Origin of the sequence: Pseudomonas sp. A214 (genome assembly GCF_900156295.1) — a bacterium.
GTDB lineage: Bacteria > Pseudomonadota > Gammaproteobacteria > Pseudomonadales > Pseudomonadaceae > Aquipseudomonas > Aquipseudomonas rhizophila.
Map to the genome: position 1 here is coordinate 3210286 of NZ_LT707062.1, position 17228 is coordinate 3227513.

Sequence of the window (17228 nt, forward strand, 5' to 3'; positions counted from 1 at the left end):
TTCCCCTGCAATGTTCAATGGTCAAAGTTGATTCCTCTAGCGCTATCGGCGCCATTGTCAGGAGGACGTCCCCTTGCGAATCGACAGCAATGCCCGCCCCACAGATAGCCAATCCCCTGATTTTGAAGCGGGTCAGCGCTTTGAGAAAATGCTTGGCGCGGCCCGCATGCAAATCAGCGATAAAAAGCCTGACCCACGCGGTGCGGCAGACAAAGAAGTTTTGCCGTCCCTGCCTGAGAGCGTGCTCTTGGCGTTGCGAGAAGCGGGCGGCGCCATCGCAGAAACGCTGAAGCAGTCAGATGGACGTACGTTACGCAACGACGAAACCGTACCGCTCCAGGATCTCGAGATTTTCATGGGGTGGTGGGTGGATGGCGAGGTGACGGCGTACTCCGCGCGAGACAAAGAGGGCAATGAATTCACCATCAGCAAAGAGGCGACGCCTGATTACTTCGCCAAGGTTGATGCGTTGCAAAAAGGTAACGACGAAGGCTTTTTGTTGCGCGCAGATGGCGCACTTCTATCAGCAGAAACACTGGCGAGCGCAGAAATTTTGCCCCCGGATGAACACACAGGCTTTATCCGCCTGACGATCAATGGCGAAAAGATCCATGTCTCGAAGGACGTGACGCCCGACCTCTACAACCAGGTGGTCTGGAAACAGGAAGGCTACCAGAGCAAGTTTTACGAGCAGAACAGCGAGATCATCGACACGATCCGTGATCGATGGGATGACTGGAACGCCTCCGACAGCATTGTCAGTGACAAGGATTTGAGGAAGTACGCTGCCGATGAAAATCGAAGCGCAGAAGATCGCGAGGCGGCGCAGTTCCTGCTCGATAACAAAGGATTTTTTGACCTGCTTGATACCAAGGCACACAACAACAAGGCTGACGGCAAAATCAGCAGCAACGACCTGAATGCATGGCTACGACCTGTTGCTGTCAAAGCCGAAGACATCGGTGCCTATAACGACTTTCTGAAAGCCTCCCCGAATGCTGACGCGACCTCCCTGGAACTTGCGAAGCATTCGGCGCTGCTGCTGGAGAACTTCGACGAGATCAGCGATCGGACGGAGAGCGGTAAATACCTGACGCGTGAGTCCTTGCAGAAGTACCTGGATGAAAACCCGAACATCAGCGATGACTTGAAGCAAGCCCTGACTTTTTGGTCGCAGACGGGGGCGTTCGAAACGCTTGAAACCAGTGGGAAACCATTGGAGAGCAAACCCGATGGCGCGCTCGACAAGCGCGACATCCAGAATTGGTTGAAGGCCTCCAGCCCCAAAACCGCTGGAGACGCTCTGCTGTTCATCAACCAGGTAGCGAATGCCAGTGGGGTCTCCGGCATTGATACCGGTGACCTGGGCAAGGACGTCTTTGAAAACCCTGGCAACTATTCCGCCGAACAGCGGGCTGCGGTGTTACAGGATCTGCTCAAGGCGCGACAGTTGATCATCGACGGTGCGGCTGCCGGTCTGTGGAGTGATGACTACGGTAAGGTGTCCATCGCCAACGCTGTGCGCAGCCATCCAGATCCCAACAAGCTGCTTGCCGATGTCAACAGCCACATTGAGCAGCTACAAAGTGATCCCGAGGTGGTCAAGTTTCTTAATGAAACCACCTCGACGCAGATGGCCAATCTATTTGAGGCAGTTCCTGGGTTAAAGGATTCGGTGCAAAAAAACTACGATGACATCAAGTCCGGTGCAGCTCTTGATGCGCTATGGGAAAAGCATACGAAAGACGGCAGCACCGACCAACAGGCGGTGCTGGCCGAATACTTCTCGACGGCAACGCTTTATCAGGAAGCGCTCGGCATCAATGATCGGGCAGAAATTCAGAAGGGGCTCGCTGCCTCTCAGCATGCCCAGGCGTTCCAGGATTATTACGAGCAGTCGCTTGTTTCCGGGACGCGACTGGAAGAACTGATGAAAACGGGCACCTTCGAAGAAGCGGTCGGCACCTTCTCCGCGGAGGTCGCGCTCTACAACGCGGCGCTGGATCCCAGCGTCACCGCAGGTTTAGACCCGCAGTTGAACGACAATTTCAGCCGGATCGGGCGCGACAACGCCATGAAAGACGGCACTTTCGAGGATGTCAAGCAAGCCCTGGGTATCAATGGCGGTGACGAGCTTGACGAGGCAAAAGTCAGGACGATGGCCGAGACGCTTATCCAGTCCAATCCAGAACTCGTGACCAATCCGGATGGCACCGTCGCAACGGCCGATCAGATCGTCGCGGGTGTCCGTTCGAATTGGGACATCCTGCGCCAAGGCACAAAGTCGCTTGCGGAATTGAAGTCGTCCTGGCTCAACCCCGACCTCAAGAACTTGTCTGACAAAGGGGGACTGCATGGCGTTAGCGGCATCTTCATGGCTGGCGTGACGATCGCCAAAGGCGCTCAGAATGGCGCAAACCTGACCGAACGAAACATCATAGACATCACCACCGGATCGGTCATGACGACGACCCTGCTCACCGAGGGTGGTGCCAAGAACCTGAAAAGCTACCTGAAAAACAAAGGAAACATTGATCTTGATCCGAAAATCAGAGCCTTTTTCGACGACCCCATAAAATCTCTCACTGGCACTGCCGACAAGTTTGAAAGCGGTGCCAAGGGTATCGGCGGTTTGGCCGGCATGGTTGCGGGTGCGTACGGAATCTTTGATGGCGTTCAGTCGATTCGAAAGGGCGACCCCGTCAGTGGTGGTATCAGCATCACTTCAGGCGCACTGGCGTCATTGTCAGGCCTGGCATCAGCGATTGAGGGCGGCGCAGGCCTTTTTGGCCATCTGGCAGTCAGGGCGGCGATGGCCCCGCTGGCTGGAATCCTAGGCACCGTGGCGGCGGGCGTCGGCGCGGTTGCCCTGTTGCTTCCGGGCCTTATTGCGGAGGGCAAACGGCAGACTCAGCAAGACCACTTCGGCGACCTGCTTGGCGACTATCTGACACAGTATGAAATCGATGGCGTGGAGGGCGGTGATTTCAGTGACGTTCCCGACGAGGACTGGCCGCAAACCGATTGAGGGCTGTGCTGGCTTGCGGTAATTCGCGGCATGATCGAGGCATCAGCGATGCGCAGTTTATCGATGCCATATACGCGCAGTTGATGGTCGACCACCGATATCGTGTCTCGGCCCATTTTCGCGGAGCAGGACTGGTGCCAGGGGGCGCTGGCGCGCCTTTACCTTGTTCGCCGCTGGTTTGCCCGGCCTTTGGCGCGAAGGCGGCGACATACACCAGCGCGCTGACCTTCGGATCGCTACCGGCCTCGGTAATCACGGTGCCACCCCAAGAGTGCCCGACTAGAACCACCTTCCTGCTGGTTGTTCAAGGCGCGGCGCGTCGCGGCAACATCGTCGGCAAGCGAGGTGAGCGGGTTTTGCACAACCGTAACGGCCACCCCCTTGGGCTTGGAGCAGTGGCACCACTTTGGCCCAATCGGAGCCGTCGGCGAACGTGCCGTGTACGATCACCACGGAGGGCGTTGTATCCTGCGCGTGACTGGCGCTTGCGGTGAAGGTACCGGCCAGGGCAAAAGCGACGGTAGCGATTTTCGATTTGATTGTTTTCATTGGATGAGCTCCTGTTCGGGAGTTCAAATTCCGCTGACCGGCCTGCGATGTGGGCATCGGTCAATTAGCCGACCCCGGGACATTTTTCATGGATAGTGAGTTGCAACTGGACATCTCCCTGGGTGGGGCACTGGCGACGATCGCCCAGGTCGGTGACCTCAGCATGGGACAACCTCTCGGTCATTCCCGGCGCGTTGCCGCACTGGCGCGGATGCTTGCGCAGGCCCAGCACGGCGACGGTGAGCACCTGAGGGTAGCGGAACAGGTTGCCTTGCTGCGCTGGTCCGGTTGCACCGCCAATGCCGAAGGCTTTGCGGATCTGCTGGGCGACGACGTCGATGGCCGCCGCGCGATGCTCGATTTGACGCTGGGCAATGAGCAAATGAACGCGGTGCATCAGGCAACCCCGCTTGCCGTTGTGCACTGTGAGGTGTCTGGAGCCATCGCCAAAACCCTCCAGCTCGGTGCCGCCGTCGAGGCGGGCCTGTGTCGCGTGTTCGAAACCTACGACGGCACTGGCCGGCCGCTGGGTCTGACCCATGAGCACATTCCGGAGGTCGCCTATCAGGTAGTACTTGCAGGCGATCTGGATATTCTCAGTCGTGCACACGGTCTGGATGCGGCGCTACGCTGGATCAGAGAACAGTCGGATCGGCGCTATCCAGCGTCGCTGGTATCGTTGCTTCTGGACAACGCAAAGGACTGGCTGGCGGATCTGGAAACGCTGTGGAAAACCGTTGACCACGGGCATGAGCAGCGTTGCGTCTCACTGACGTTGGTGGGAGACATAATCGACTTGAAGCTGCCGTGGTTGGCAGGGCATTCGCGGCAGGTCGCGCATGTCGCCGTGGAAGCTGCACGCCTGTGGGGGCTGCGTGAACCGACTTTGACAGACATTGGCAAGTCCGCGCTCATCTACGGTCTCGGCCGGGCAGCCGTTTCGAACCACCTGTGGAATACCGCAGGAACGCTGCCATACAGCGCTGTGGAGCGGGTGCGCCTTGTCCCTTACTGGACGCAACAGGCGCTTAGACCTATCACTGAACTGGCTGTGCCCGCAGAGATTGCAGCCCATGCCTATGAACGGCTCAACGGCAGTGGCTATTTTCGAGGCGTGGCGGGTGATGCGCTGAGTGCCGAGCATCGCCTGTTCGCCACATCGGTAGCCTGGGTCGCGCTAAGGGAAGCCAGGCCATGGCGATCGGCTTACGGCGAAGCGGATGCAGCCAGGCTGCTCAAACAGGATGCTGGCAATGGCTTGTTCGACAACGATGTTTGCGAAGCAGTCATTGCCGCCGCAGGTGGCGAGCGGCGGATGCGGCAACCGAAGGCTTCGTTACTCACGTCTCGCGAGTGCCGCATCCTGCTGGAGATCAGCCGTGGCGCCAGCAACAAGGAGGTGGCGCGGCTGCTGGACATCAGTCCGAGCACGGTTCGCACGCATATGGAAAGCATCTTTCGCAAACTGGAATGCTCGACCCGGGCAGCCGCTACCTTGAAGGGGCTGACACTGGGGTTGATTGCCTGAGCCAGGTCAAGGTCAAGCCTGAATCAGGCGAGCCCGTCCAGTTTGGCTTGACTGGCGCGTGCCAGGTCGATGAATGCCTTGGCTGCCGCGCTGGGGTTGCGGCGGTTCGGGTAGTACAGGCACAGCTTGTCTCTGGGCGGTGTCCAGTCTTCGAGAGTCCGCACGAACTGTCCGGTGCGGATTTCGTTGTGAACGTCCTGCTCCATGAAAAAACCGAGCCCCATGCCTTCCTGCACCGCCACCTTGACCACGCTGGATTCATCCAGCGTAAGCGGCCCGTTCACATCGAGGCGAGTCACTTCCCCGTCCCGCTCGAAATGCCACGGGAAAATCGCTCCATTCGGTAGTCGAACGCGGATGCAGCGATGCTGGAGCAGCTCGGATGGCGTTCGCGGTTTACCGTGTTTTTCGAAGTACGCCGGCGAACCGACCACCGCGTACCGTTGCGGAGGGCCGAGCGGGACGACAATCACGTCGTTCGGAACGAGGCTTGCTGAGCGCACGCCGAAATCGAAGCCGTCAGCCACGATATCCACCAGACGGCCTTCGGTGACGAGGTCGATGTGTACTTGCGGATGATGCTGCAAGAACTCCATCACCAGTGGCAGGAGCGCCGATCGGGCAGCGCTGGCGAACGCATTGATACGCAGCGTACCCGAGGGCCCGGCGTTATGCGATCGCACTGCATCGAGTGCAGCACGCAGATCCTGCAAGGCTGGCCCCACCTGCTCCAGAAATATCCTGCCGGCTTCGGTGATGGCCACGCTACGGGTCGTGCGATTGAACAGCCGCGATTCGAGGCGGGTTTCCAGTTGCGCGATGGTGTTGCTCAGCGCGGTGGTGGAGACGTCGAGATCGATAGCGGCTTGCCGAAACGAGCCCCTGCGTGCGACCGCTATAACAGCGTCCAGCTCACTGAGGCCTAAACGATCGTGTGGCATGGATTGTCCTGAATTTCGGGATTGGTCATAAAGGTTTGTCCCAGTTGAACAAACTATCCGTCAGGCAGCAAGATCGCTCCAGGACATTCATCCAGGAGATCGGCAAATGACCCTTCAGCTTCCCGACGTCGTGCAGACGTACTTTGCAATCAGCAATGGTGGCGATACAGCGCAACTTGCGAGCTGCTTCCGCTCTGACGCCACGGTTTGCGATGAAAGAAAAACGTACGAAGGAACGGCTGCCATCGAAGCCTGGCAACAGGAGGCACGCAGAGCCTTCATCTATCAGGTCCAACCACTGCAAGCCCTGCAAGGGCAGGGCGAGCTGACGGTCATTGCGCGCCTTGTTGGGAATTTCCCCGGTAGCCCGGTTCAACTGAGTTACCTCTTCACACTGGAAGACGGTCTAATCCGTTCCCTGGAGATCACGCCATGCTGAATCTAGGTTTGACTGGCAAGCGGGTCCTCGTCACCGGTGGCACCAAAGGCATCGGCAAGGCTGTCGTCGAGTTGTTACTGGCCGAGGGTGCGAAGGTCATTACCTCGGCCAGGCAGGTGGACGTGGAAATGCCGGGCGCTCTTCTGATTGCGGCTGATCTTTCGACCCGGGAAGGTTGTGATGTACTGATCGCCGCGATCCAACAGCGGCTGGGTGGCGTGGACATCATGATCCACGTCCTGGGTGGTTCGTCGGCACCCGGCGGCGGTTTTGCTGCGCTGGACGAGGAACAGTGGCAACGAGAGCTCAACCTGAACCTGTTGCCGGCGGTGCGCCTCGATCGCGCCTTGCTCCCGGGTATGCTGGTGCGCAGGGAAGGGGTCGTCATCCACGTCACCTCCATCCAGAGTCGGCTGCCACTGCCGGAGGCTACAACAGCTTACGCGGCGGCCAAGGCCGCGCTTTCGACGTACAGCAAAAGTTTATCGAAAGAGGTTTCGCCCAGAGGCGTCCGCGTGGTTCGGGTTTCGCCGGGCTGGGTTGAAACCGAAGCGTCGGTCGCATTGGCCGAGCGACTCGCGCAGGAGGCAGGTACTGACTACCAAGGTGGCAAAGAGATCATCATGAAAGCACTTGGGGGTATCCCGCTCGGCCGCCCATCGACGCCTTGCGAAGTTGCTGACCTGATCGGTTTCCTGGCTTCGCCGCGAGCGGCATCTATCACGGGAAGTGAGTTTGTGATCGACGGCGGAACAGTACCAACGGTTTAGCTGTGACGTAGATCCGACAGGCATAAGCAGGAAGGCCGTGCCATCAAAGACCGAGCAGGTTGTACCGCCAGCCCATCAGCTTTGGGTATTTTCCGATGTCACAATCTGCAGCGGAATATGCACCCGGTGACGCACAGGATCGAACTGCTGCGCAGTCTGCAATTCCACCAGTAGATTCACCAGCGCCGTTGCGGTCTGGCGCGGCTGAGAGTCGATCACCACGTCGACCAAACCCTGGGCCAGGGCTTGGCGTGACAGCTCGGTGGACTCCTGCAAAATGCAGCACAGCGTCGGGCGCTTGGGCAGTTGCGCCAATGCGTTGATGATCCCGTCGCCACCGCCGCCTACCACGCACAACCCGCGCAAATCGTTATGCCGAACCAGCAGGTCGAGGGTTGCTTCTTCGGTGATGTCGCAGTTATCCAGATTGATCAGCGGCTCCAGCGGGCGCAATCCAGGTGCGTGTTCGGCCAAGTAGTTGTGCAAACCTTCGACCCGCTCCTGGTGGCCAAGAAAACGATGGCCACCGAGCAGAATGCCGATGCTGCCTTTGCGCGCACCACAGGTGCGGGCCAGCAGCCACCCCATCGTGCGCCCGACTACTTGATTGTCCTGGCCGACATAGGGCTCGGTCGCCGCCTCATGAATGCCCGACAGCAGTGCCACCACGGGCACTCCGGCCCCGCGAATCTGGGCAAGGGCGGCGTTGATCAGCGGGTGGGCGAAGCTGACCACCGCCAGGCCGTCGCATTGCACTGCCAACTGTTCGATCTGGGCAATGATGGCGCTGGGGGTGCGATCAAAAACGTATTCGAATTGGCAGGTCAGGTTGGCTCCGGCCTGGCGCTGCGCGGCCTCGGTGATGGCTTGGGCCAGGTTGGCGTAGAACGCCTGGGCGGTGCCCAGCAGCAGGATGCCGAAACGGTACGTGGGGCGACGTTCGAGAATGCGTTGGCCGATCAGCCGCGCGGCAAAATAACCCACGGCTTCGGCGGCCTGAAGCACCTGTTCGGCAGTGGCTGGATTAACCGGGGCGCGAGCGTTGAGCACGCGGTCGACGGTGGCGACACTTAAGCCTGCGTGTTCGGCGACCGTGGCGATGGTGGGGCGTTTATTGTTATTCATGATGAACCTTCAAAGCGTCTTGATAGAAAACTATCAAGCCCCGCACGAGCTGGATGATAGCTTGATAGGGAATGTATTCAAGACCTTGAGGGGGTCTTCCACGCTCTCTATATTTTCTTACGCAAAGCACCTGACACCTCACGCTTGCGGAGAACAATAACAATGTCTCAAGACAACACCGCCTCTACTCGGGACTATCGCCTGACCGGCCCTGAAGCCGCACGCGCGGCTGAAAAAGGCCTTGTATCGGCCAGTTGGTACCAGTCGCCCATCTCCCGTCAACGCATGAAGCAACTGATGCAGCGCCGCGACGGTCCGGCCTTGCTCGACACCGCCATCTGGCTGCTGGCCCTGCTGATCACCGGCTTCGGCGGCTACTGGTTCTGGGGCACTTGGGCTTGTGTGCCGTTTTTTCTAGCGTATGGCGTTCTGTACGCCACCGCCTCCAACCCGCGCTGGCATGAAACCGGCCACGGCACAGCTTTCAAGACTCGCTGGATGAATGACGCGCTCTACCAGGTGGCGAGCTTCATGTGCATGTTCGAGCCCCATGTGTGGCGCTGGAGCCATGCCCGGCACCATACCGACACCATCGTCGTTGGCCGCGATCCGGAAATCGTCGAACCGCGTCCACCGAGCTTGTTCATGATGCTGCTGAGCCTGTTCCAGATCCCGTTGCTGCTGAAGACGATGGGAGGCGTGTGCCGGCACGCGGTTGGCAAAATGGATGCCCAGGAACAGACCTTCATCCCTGAGTCCGAATGGTCCAAAGTGTTCCTGGCGGCCCGTATCTGGCTCGTGATTTACGCCGTTGTCTTTGGCGCGGCGCTTTACCTGCACAGCTGGTTGCCGCTGATGTATATCGGCCTGCCCATCCTGTATGGCGGCTGGTTGTCCTACCTGTTTGGCCTCACCCAACATGTGGGCCTGGCGGAAGACGTGCTGGACCACCGCAGCAACTGCCGCACCATCTATATGAACCGAGTGCTGCGCTTTCTGTACATGAACATGAATTATCACCTTGAGCACCACATGTACCCGATGGTGCCGTACCACGCCCTGGCGCAACTCCATGAAGAGATCCGCCACGATTGCCCGCCGCCTTACGCCAACATAGGCGAGGCCTTCAGGGAAATCATTCCGACCCTCTTGAAGCAGCGTAAGGACCCGACGTATTTCGTGCGACGCCCCGTCGGTAGCTCAAGGCCTGCCACCGACGCTCATCCACAGGCTGAAGCCACGCTGGGCTGACACCTTCCGGCTGTACCCCGAACAAGAGAAAACGCCATGAACGATCAATGGATCGATGTATGCGCCGTGGGCGAAATCAATGAAGAAGACGTCATTCGCTTCGACCACGGTCCGCATACCTATGCCATCTACCGCTCTGCTGACAACGAGTTTTTCGCCACTGCCGGCCTGTGTACTCACGAGTCGATCCACCTGGCTGACGGCCTGGTGATGGACCACGTCATCGAGTGCCCCAAGCACAACGGGCGCTTTGACTATCGCAACGGCAAAGCCCTGGGGGCGCCAGTGTGCGTCAATCTCAAGACCTATCCGGTACGGGTCGACGGGGGGCGGGTTCTGCTCGCCATTTCGGCTTGACCGCCAGGAGTGCACGCCATGAATGCTCCACTGATTATCGTCGGCGCCGGCCATGCCGGTGGCCGCGCGGCGCTGACCTTGCGCGAGCAGGGTTATACCGGTCGGCTGATCCTGATCGGCGATGAACTCCATTTGCCGTACGAGCGTCCTCCGCTGTCCAAGGGCTTGCTGCAGGGCACGATGGACCTGGACGATTGTCGCCTGTGGAGGGATAGCCGGCTCACTGAACTGAACATCGAACACCTGGCGGGCAACCCGGTAAAAAGCCTGGATCCGCAGCACCACCGCCTGCAATTGACCGACGGACGTTGGTTGCCCTACAGCCGATTACTGTTGGCGACCGGGGGCAGAGCGCGTCGCTTGTCCCTGGTGCCTGAACCTCTGGCCAACGTGCTTTACCTGCGCACCCATGACGAAGCCCTGGCCCTGCGCAGCGCATTGATACCCGGCACGCGCCTGGTGATCATCGGCGGTGGCTTTATCGGCCTCGAAGTCGCGGCAACGGCCCGAACCTTAGGCTGTCAGGTGACGTTGCTGGAAGCCGGGCCACGACTGGCCGGGCGAGTATTGCCTGAAGCTGTGTCCCAGGCCTTGTTGGAATTGCATCGGCAACAGGGCGTAGACGTGCGGCTGAACGTAGCGCTTGAAAGGGTACAAGGCATCGAACGCGCTGAGGCGGTGCAACTGGTGGACGGCCAGGTGCTGCCCTGTGACTGGGTGGTAGTCGGTATCGGCATGCAACCCAACATCGAATTGGCCGCGGCCGCGGGGCTTGAGGTGGGCCAGGGGATTCGAGTCGATGCCCAGTTGCGCACCAGCGCGCCAGACATCTTTGCTGCCGGCGATGTGTGTGAGTTTCGCCTGCACGCCGACGCGTTATTCCAGCGCCAGGAAACCTGGCGCAATGCCGAGACCCAGGGCCGTCACGCGGCATTGAATCTGTTGGGCGGCGAGCTGCCGTTCGAGGGTGTTCCCGGCTTCTGGTCTGATCAGTACGACTGGGGCTTACAGACGGTGGGCGTGATCCCACCGACGCCACCTTCGGCTGTTCGCACCTTGGCAGGCGGTGGTCTGCTGCTGTTCTACCTGGACACCGAGCAACGTTTGCAAGGCGCCTGCGGCTGGGGGCAGGGCAACAGCGTTGCCAAGGACATCAAGTTGTGTGAACGGCTGATTGCCAACTTGACCCCACTCTCTGTGGACGCATTGGCCGACGCCGATGTCTCGCTCAAACATCTGCTAAGGCCCTGACATGCGTGAATTCCTGGTATTTCAGTCCCTGTGGGCCATGCAAGATCACCGTGGTCAATGCGATCTTTGCCTGGAGGCGCAGGTGGAGAAGATTGCCGCTGCTGGCTTCGATGGGATCACCGACCATTTCTGGATCGCGCCACAGGCCGAGCGTCTGCATGCCGCTGCCAAGGCGCAAGGCCTGCAAATCGAAGGTCAACTGTTTCCCCGCACCGTGAATGACTTGGCGCAAGCGCTTGAGGTGGCCTCCCGTTACGGCTGCCACCACCTCACGCTGCAAGCCGACGTCCGGCCGCGCACGCTGGCACAGGCGATCACTCTGATCGAAGGCTGGCAGCGTCTGGCCGAGCAGGTGGACTTTCCGATCCTGCTGGAAACCCACCGCTATCGTCTCACCAGTGACCTGTTGTTCACCCTCGACTTGCTCGCGCAGATGCCCGACCTCAAGTTGTTGGCTGACTTGTCCCATTACGTCGTGGGCCGCGAATTGCCTGAGCCGGCCGCGGTCGAAGACGACGAACAGATTCACACCATCCTACGACACAGTTGGGGTTTTCACGGGCGAGTCGCTAATAGTGAGCAGGTCCAGGTGCCCTTGACCTTTGCCCAGCATCGCCCCTGGTTGGACCGGTTTCTGGGCTGGTGGCGCTACGGAATCAAGGATTGGCTCGCGCGACCGAACACACCCACGAGCCTGTCCTTCACCTGTGAACTTGGCCCGCCACCCTATGCGATCACAGGGAGTGATGGGCGCGACATAACGGATCGCTGGAGCGAGGCGCTGCTGCTGAAGGAACTGGTGCGGGGTGTTTGGGGTGAGTGTCAGCAGGGACCAGGTGCGCCCATTCCTTCAGGGTATGATCGGTAGTTCAATGAGATTCGGGCAGCCTGAGCGAATACCTTCTTCGACAGCTCCTGCAATATCGCCGGCGCGCTCGATCCTGCGGGAAGGGATCCCCATGGAAGAGGCGAGGGCCAGGAAATCGATCGCCGGGTCGCAGAGGTCCATGCCGATGAACCGGTGAGTGCTTGCACTCAGATAGTGCGCCTGGCTACGAGCGTAACTCTTCAAAATATTGTATTCGCCGTTGTTCATGACAACGAACGTGATCGGCAGCCGTTCATGCGCCGCCGTCCAGAGTGCTTGCGGTGAGTACATTGCCGAGCCATCACCGACCAGACAGACTACCGGACTGCGGTCCAGGCCAAGCGACGTACCGACAGCCGCCGGCATGCCCCAGCCCAGGATGGCGCTGCGGGTAAAAAGATACTGGCGGGCCGAATGGGAGTCCAGGCAGGCACGGACGTGAGGAATCGTGGCAGGTGCTTCGTCGACGATCCAGACGTCCGGCCCGATTGCCCGGATAGCCTCGTGGGCAGCCACGAAAGGCGTTGTCACCGGCGTGTTGAATTCGCGACTGACGTGAGCGACGACGTCGGCACGACGTGTATCGCGTTCTTGGCCTGCGACGTTTCGCAGCGTTGCGATTGCCTCGCTGTGTGGGACCAATTTCTTGTCCAGTATCGGCAACAGCGTTTGCAAGGAGAGTCTTAAATCTCCGATCAGCCCTAGCGCTGTCTCGTGGACTCTGCCTAATTGGTGTCCATCGCCGGTCAATTGGATAAGGCGACAGTGAGATGGAATAGCGGGGCCCTGGGAATATTGATAGCTGATCAACGAATGGCCGCCGAGCAGGAAGACTGCGTCGAAGTCAGAGAGCGTCTCTCTGATATCGGAAGCCTTCGCAGGCAGCGTTCCCCGCCACTGCGGATGAGCCGTCGGAAACGGAATATGCCCGGGCCAGGATGGCCCGTAGACCGGCGCGCCGAGTGCTTCGGCGAGCTTCACGGCTTCAACTTCCGCGCTCGACTGGAACACTTCCTCTCCAACGATAATCGCCAGACAACCGGGGGTAATTGCCGCTAAGGCAGCGGCCAATTCCTCAATCGCCCCGGTCACGGCACCGCGCTCGATTCGCGATGGCGGGCCGGCCGTTACATCCGTGTGTTGCTCCATCACGTTTATCGGCAGGGAAAGGAAAACCGGGCCGGCCGGCCCCGTGCGACAGTCCTGAAACGCACGACGCAGCAGCATCGGGATGTGTTCGGGATGATGAATTTCTTCCGCCCATTTGACGCTCGGTCGGGCGAGAGCGACGAGGTCTCCGTGGAGCAGCGGGTCGGTCACGCCATGTCGCGTGTCTTGTTGGCCCGCCGTGACGACAAGCGGCGTATTCGCCATCTTCGCGTTGAGAATTGCGCCCATTGCATTGCCGAGTCCACCGGCCGTATGGAGGTTGACGAAGCCGGGGCGACCGGATGCCTGCGCATAACCGTCGGCCATCGCTACGACTGAGGCCTCTTGGAGGCCGAGGATGTATTGGATGTCTGAGGCGCCTGAGAGGGCGTCGAGCAAAGGCAGTTCGGTTGTTCCCGGATTGCCGAAGACGTAACGTACCCCCTCGCTGCGAAGCACTTCTACGAACAGGTCCGCGCCGCGTTGCCCGCGGCTGTTGAAAAAAACATTGGATCCTGAAGGCATGGCGCAGAACCTCATCTGATCTGGAAGCTTTAATTTAGCTGGCTTGCTGTGGCGACGGTTAGCTGGCTCCGGACCGAACCGTTACCCGTGGCCTTCAAAATCGCATTGCACAAGGCCCGGGCGACAGGTGCGTAACTGGTCTGGCTGGGCTGGCCGGCTTCGGGAGCCCCGGTGGGATTGATCAGGTGCACCGCGATCTGTCCTGGCAGCCATGAGACGAGTGGCCAACGGGTGCGATAGGCAGGTTTAGGCCGGGTATCTCCGAGGGTCGGCTCAAAATCGCAGGATGTCACAAACGCTATCCCCATCATGAAAGCGCCTTCGAGCTGCGAGCGCACGCGACCAGGATTTTTCAAGAAACCCAAGTCCGCGACAACGACCGCGTCATGAATGATCAAGCGGCCTTCGTCGCTCACTTCGATATCGAGAACGACCGCCATGCAGGTCTGCGCGTCATAGTGGGCAGCGATGCCTTGCGCCCGACCATGTCTTGGGGGCTTGCCCCAATGAGCTTTCTTTGCCGCTTCGGTTATAACGCTCCGCATTCGATGGCCGTCGACGCTTGATGAGTGCCGAGTGCCATCGTTCACCGTCGATGCCGGATCAATCAGCGAAAGCAGATAGTCCCTGTGATCCAGCTTGCAGGTTCGCACCTGCGCGGCCATGAATCGCTGTTCGGCGAACAGGCGGAGCAACAGGCCTTTTCTGTCCAGATTGCTGTCGAGCGTCGATTGCCAAGTAAATGGATCAAGAGCACTGACGTGCGCATCAGGATGGCTCATTGCGTTTCTCCTTCCGGCGGATGGCAAGAGGTCCAGCTAAAGCGATGTGTCCTTGGTGCCTGTAACGCTGGCACCGTAGGGCAGTCATTGGGAGTACTTTAGGGGCAAGGATCTGACGTCAGAGTGACCGGAGGCTGACAGGAACATGTCAGGCGTTGGGCTGGTCGGCTTTGGTCCAGGCGTCGTTAGGAAACGCATGATAGACGTGCACCGGCGTCCCAGGTTCACGCACCAGGTCGATGTTAGTTCATGGATTTCTGAACTAACTATTTGCTACAGCCTATTCAATCATTTGTCACGATGGCCTTAGGATCCTCCACATGGGCGTCCTGCAATCAGCGTATCGAGGGTGTTGGCAAGGCCTGCGATGACGGTGCCCACCACGAAGATCGCGAGTCCGCCCAACACCAGCTTCTGGCGCCCATAGCGGTCAGCCAGTGGCCCGACCACCAACTGGCCCAGTGCGAAGGTGATGAAGAAGCTGGATAGCGTCAGGCCAAGCGCGCGGGCGTCCACTCCCAGGTCTTCACCGATGACGGGGAATGCCGGGAGGATGATGTTGGTGGAGAGCATACCGATAGCAGCCAGGCCAGCGAGCAGTGCCACGATTTTTCCGGTCAATGGCTGGATGGCCTGGACGGGGGCATTCACAAAAGTTGTCGTCATGGATTTACATCCCTTGGCGCTTATGGAAGCGGTAGTCGTGGAATTGGCCGTCAGGCGGAAGTCGGCCCGCACTCTGGCTACGGCGTATGATGGTTGTCATATTTTCAGCCAAGCATGATGATCATCATGTTATTCGTCAAGCATAAATATCGAGGTCCACCGATGAGATATCCTGCAAGCCAGACTGCAGAACGGCGCGAGAAAATCCTTGAGGAGGCCTCCCGGTTGTTTCGCGGCAAGGGCATCGCAGGGGCGAGCATTGCGCAGGTCATGAAGGCATCGGGCCTGACTCATGGCGCGTTCTATGCGCACTTCGATTCGAAGGATGCGCTGGCTTGTGCCAGCCTTGAGCATGCGATGGACCAGCTGGCGCTACGTCTGCGCGACACTGTCTCCAGCAGCGATACGCCCAAGCAAGCCTTTCTGGACAGGTACCTGAGTCAGGGTCACCGCGACCACCCGGAAGCAGGCTGCGCAATGCCTGCGTTGGCCATTGATGTCGCACGGGAACCGGGGATGCGGCGTTCGTTCACGGGCCGGGTCGCCGGAATGATCGAGTCGTTCAGCGCCAGTCTTCCCTGGCGGCGTGACCGATCCAGGGAAGACCAGGCGATCGGTTTCATGTCGGCGATAGTCGGCGCCATGGTGCTCGCCCGAGCGGTCGACGATCAACCGCTGTCCGACCGCATTCTTCAAGCGACACGTGACGAACTGCTTGCGGGTGAGCAGGCTGGGGCAGCAGCAGTACAGGCCTTGGACAATATCCCCGACATCAGCCGACCAGTAGCTCCGAAAATATCTAGTGAGCTAGATAATATTGGGCTAAAAAAGCGAGTTCCTGCCAAAAAGGCTGCAGTGCAGCGGGAAGTCGGAACCCAACTGTCCTTTGCTCTGTACGGTGCCGCCAATCGGATGATTCGCCTGCACAAACCCTTGCTGGAGCCCCTTGGGCTGACGTTCCCCCAGTACCTGGTCATGCTGGAACTGTTCACTGACGCGCCCAGGACCGTGGGCGATCTGGGGGCCGCACTTGGGATGGATACCGGGACGATCACGCCCTTGCTCAAGCGTCTTGAAGTGTCGGGCATGGTGACTCGAGCCCGCGACAAAAGCGACGAACGCCGCGTGCTGATTGCGCTTACCGACGCTGGGGAAGGCCTGCGCGAAGAGCTTTGGGCCGTCACGGACAAGATCAAGACCGCCTGTCAACTGACTGAGGATGGGTTGGAAGCTCTTCGCGGCACGCTTAAGGCCTTTGCGCGTCCCGCTGGCGAATGAGGGCAGCTCTTGCGAAGATAGGCGTCGATGCGGCAAGTGCATTCTTCACGTCCAACCGTTTAGGCAACAGCTTGTTGGCATAAAACAGATCTGCTGTGGCCTGCTGCGCTTCGATGATTTTTTCATCCATGGGCAGTACCGGTGACGGCTGCCGATTATCCACGTAACGAGCGATCACGGCTTCGGGCAGCCCCATGGATTGAGTCAGCACCCGAAGGCTTGCTTCTCGTTGCTGCGAGTCAGGGCTTCGGCTGCGGTAAGCTCATCGTTTCGCGGGTAACGCGATACCTAATTCAATGTGTCAAGATTCGGCCACCAAGGATGAGTACCCATCGAATATGCCTACTCTGACCTCCAATGCCGATTTCATGCAGCTTGCCCTTGCCCAAGGGCGCTTGGCCTTACCTGACTGCCTTCCAAACCCGCCAGTAGGTTGCGTGCTGGTAAACAGCGGGGTCGATAAAGTTTTTGTTGGATTGCTTGATCCCGATCCAAGAAACTCGGGAGCGGGCATAAGAATGCTACGAGATGCAGGCATTACAGTCGTTGTCGGCTTACTGGCGGAGGAAGCTGCTGAGGACTTAGCTGATTTTTTGGTAAGTAATTGCGGTGGATCTTTGGATCGCAATGATCAGCAAATCGTTAGTCCCTCAGCGCAAGGTGGGATGCTCGGACGGTTACATTGAAAAGTATGTGGCTGGCGACGATCGTTGCTTGCGTC

The 17228-nt window shown here is 59.3% G+C and carries 14 protein-coding genes and 5 pseudogenes; 11 read left to right on the forward strand and 8 right to left on the reverse strand.

Going from position 1 to position 17228, the window contains the following annotated elements:
* Nucleotides 1-73 precede the first annotated feature (73 nt).
* On the forward strand, nt 74-3028 hold the full coding sequence (locus BW979_RS14525; RefSeq protein ID WP_076384086.1) for a type III effector HrpK domain-containing protein: 2955 nt from the start codon (nt 74-76) through the stop codon (nt 3026-3028).
* Here the strand turns inward: BW979_RS14525 and BW979_RS27295 are convergent.
* Both BW979_RS27295 and BW979_RS14535 read right to left on the reverse strand, forming a co-directional pair.
* Nucleotides 2944-3168: pseudogene (locus BW979_RS27295) on the reverse strand (GMC oxidoreductase); the annotation flags it as partial. The gene BW979_RS14525 and the pseudogene BW979_RS27295 overlap by 85 nt on opposite strands.
* Nucleotides 3159-3577, reverse strand: a pseudogene (locus tag BW979_RS14535) (alpha/beta fold hydrolase); the annotation flags it as partial. The pseudogenes BW979_RS14535 and BW979_RS27295, both read right to left, overlap by 10 nt.
* Nucleotides 3578-3665: 88 nt before the next feature.
* On the opposite strand from BW979_RS14535, the gene BW979_RS14540 reads away from it, so the two are divergent.
* Nucleotides 3666-5105, forward strand: coding sequence for an HD domain-containing phosphohydrolase (locus BW979_RS14540; RefSeq protein ID WP_076384087.1), 1440 nt, complete (start codon nt 3666-3668; stop codon nt 5103-5105).
* 23 nt (nt 5106-5128) lie between these two features.
* Here the strand turns inward: BW979_RS14540 and BW979_RS14545 are convergent, their stop codons facing one another.
* Nucleotides 5129-6046, reverse strand: a complete 918-nt coding sequence (locus tag BW979_RS14545) for a LysR family transcriptional regulator (RefSeq protein ID WP_076384088.1) — start codon at nt 6044-6046, stop codon at nt 5129-5131.
* A 106-nt stretch (nt 6047-6152) separates the two neighbouring features.
* Between BW979_RS14545 and BW979_RS14550 the strand changes: the two genes are divergently transcribed.
* Nucleotides 6153-6485, forward strand: coding sequence for a nuclear transport factor 2 family protein (locus BW979_RS14550; RefSeq protein ID WP_076384089.1), 333 nt, complete (start codon nt 6153-6155; stop codon nt 6483-6485).
* Nucleotides 6479-7255 carry an SDR family oxidoreductase gene (locus BW979_RS14555; protein ID WP_076384090.1) on the forward strand — a complete coding sequence of 259 codons (777 nt, stop codon included), beginning with the start codon at nt 6479-6481 and terminating at the stop codon, nt 7253-7255. Before BW979_RS14550 ends, BW979_RS14555 begins: the two co-directional genes overlap by 7 nt.
* 75 nt (nt 7256-7330) lie before the next feature.
* Here BW979_RS14555 and BW979_RS14560 read toward each other — a convergent pair whose 3' ends face one another.
* The gene (locus BW979_RS14560; RefSeq protein ID WP_076384091.1) at nt 7331-8380 is read right to left on the reverse strand and encodes a LacI family DNA-binding transcriptional regulator; all 1050 of its coding nucleotides are present in this window, start codon (nt 8378-8380) and stop codon (nt 7331-7333) included.
* Nucleotides 8381-8542: 162 nt separating this feature from the next.
* Between BW979_RS14560 and BW979_RS14565 the strand changes: the two genes are divergently transcribed.
* The 4 genes from BW979_RS14565 to BW979_RS14580 are packed head-to-tail and all read left to right on the forward strand — an operon-like array spanning nt 8543 to nt 12107.
* Nucleotides 8543-9631, forward strand: coding sequence for a fatty acid desaturase family protein (locus tag BW979_RS14565; protein WP_076384092.1), 1089 nt, complete (start codon nt 8543-8545; stop codon nt 9629-9631).
* Nucleotides 9632-9667: 36 nt separating this feature from the next.
* The gene (locus BW979_RS14570) at nt 9668-9988 is read left to right on the forward strand and encodes a MocE family 2Fe-2S type ferredoxin (protein ID WP_076384093.1); all 321 of its coding nucleotides are present in this window, start codon (nt 9668-9670) and stop codon (nt 9986-9988) included.
* A gap of 18 nt (nt 9989-10006) precedes the next feature.
* Nucleotides 10007-11239: an NAD(P)/FAD-dependent oxidoreductase gene (locus tag BW979_RS14575; protein WP_076384094.1), complete on the forward strand. Its 1233-nt coding sequence runs from the start codon at nt 10007-10009 to the stop codon at nt 11237-11239.
* 1 nt (nt 11240) lies between these two features.
* The gene (locus tag BW979_RS14580; protein ID WP_076384095.1) at nt 11241-12107 is read left to right on the forward strand and encodes a sugar phosphate isomerase/epimerase family protein; all 867 of its coding nucleotides are present in this window, start codon (nt 11241-11243) and stop codon (nt 12105-12107) included.
* Here the strand turns inward: BW979_RS14580 and BW979_RS14585 are convergent.
* The 3 genes and pseudogenes from BW979_RS14585 to BW979_RS14595 all read right to left on the reverse strand — a co-directional run.
* A complete protein-coding gene (locus tag BW979_RS14585) occupies nt 12090-13781 on the reverse strand; it encodes a thiamine pyrophosphate-binding protein (protein WP_076384096.1) in 1692 nt (563 codons plus the stop codon). The genes BW979_RS14580 and BW979_RS14585 overlap by 18 nt on opposite strands.
* Nucleotides 13782-13810: 29 nt before the next feature.
* On the reverse strand, nt 13811-14563 hold the full coding sequence (locus BW979_RS14590; protein WP_172833792.1) for a molybdopterin cofactor-binding domain-containing protein: 753 nt from the start codon (nt 14561-14563) through the stop codon (nt 13811-13813).
* 324 nt (nt 14564-14887) lie between these two features.
* Nucleotides 14888-15229: pseudogene (locus BW979_RS14595) on the reverse strand (MFS transporter); the annotation flags it as partial.
* Nucleotides 15230-15391: 162 nt separating this feature from the next.
* On the opposite strand from BW979_RS14595, the pseudogene BW979_RS28140 reads away from it, so the two are divergent.
* Both BW979_RS28140 and BW979_RS28145 read left to right on the forward strand, forming a co-directional pair.
* Nucleotides 15392-15553, forward strand: a pseudogene (locus BW979_RS28140) (TetR/AcrR family transcriptional regulator); the annotation flags it as partial.
* Nucleotides 15554-16141: 588 nt separating this feature from the next.
* A complete protein-coding gene (locus BW979_RS28145) occupies nt 16142-16507 on the forward strand; it encodes a MarR family winged helix-turn-helix transcriptional regulator (RefSeq protein ID WP_371517147.1) in 366 nt (121 codons plus the stop codon).
* Here BW979_RS28145 and BW979_RS14610 read toward each other — a convergent pair.
* Nucleotides 16476-16774 (reverse strand): annotated as a pseudogene (locus BW979_RS14610) (hypothetical protein); the annotation flags it as partial. The gene BW979_RS28145 and the pseudogene BW979_RS14610 sit on opposite strands and share 32 nt — an antisense overlap.
* Before the next feature lie 71 nt (nt 16775-16845).
* On the opposite strand from BW979_RS14610, the gene BW979_RS14615 reads away from it, so the two are divergent.
* Complete coding sequence (locus BW979_RS14615; protein WP_076384097.1) at nt 16846-17193, forward strand: hypothetical protein; 348 nt, start codon at nt 16846-16848, stop codon at nt 17191-17193.
* The last annotated feature ends 35 nt before the right edge of the window (nt 17194-17228 follow it).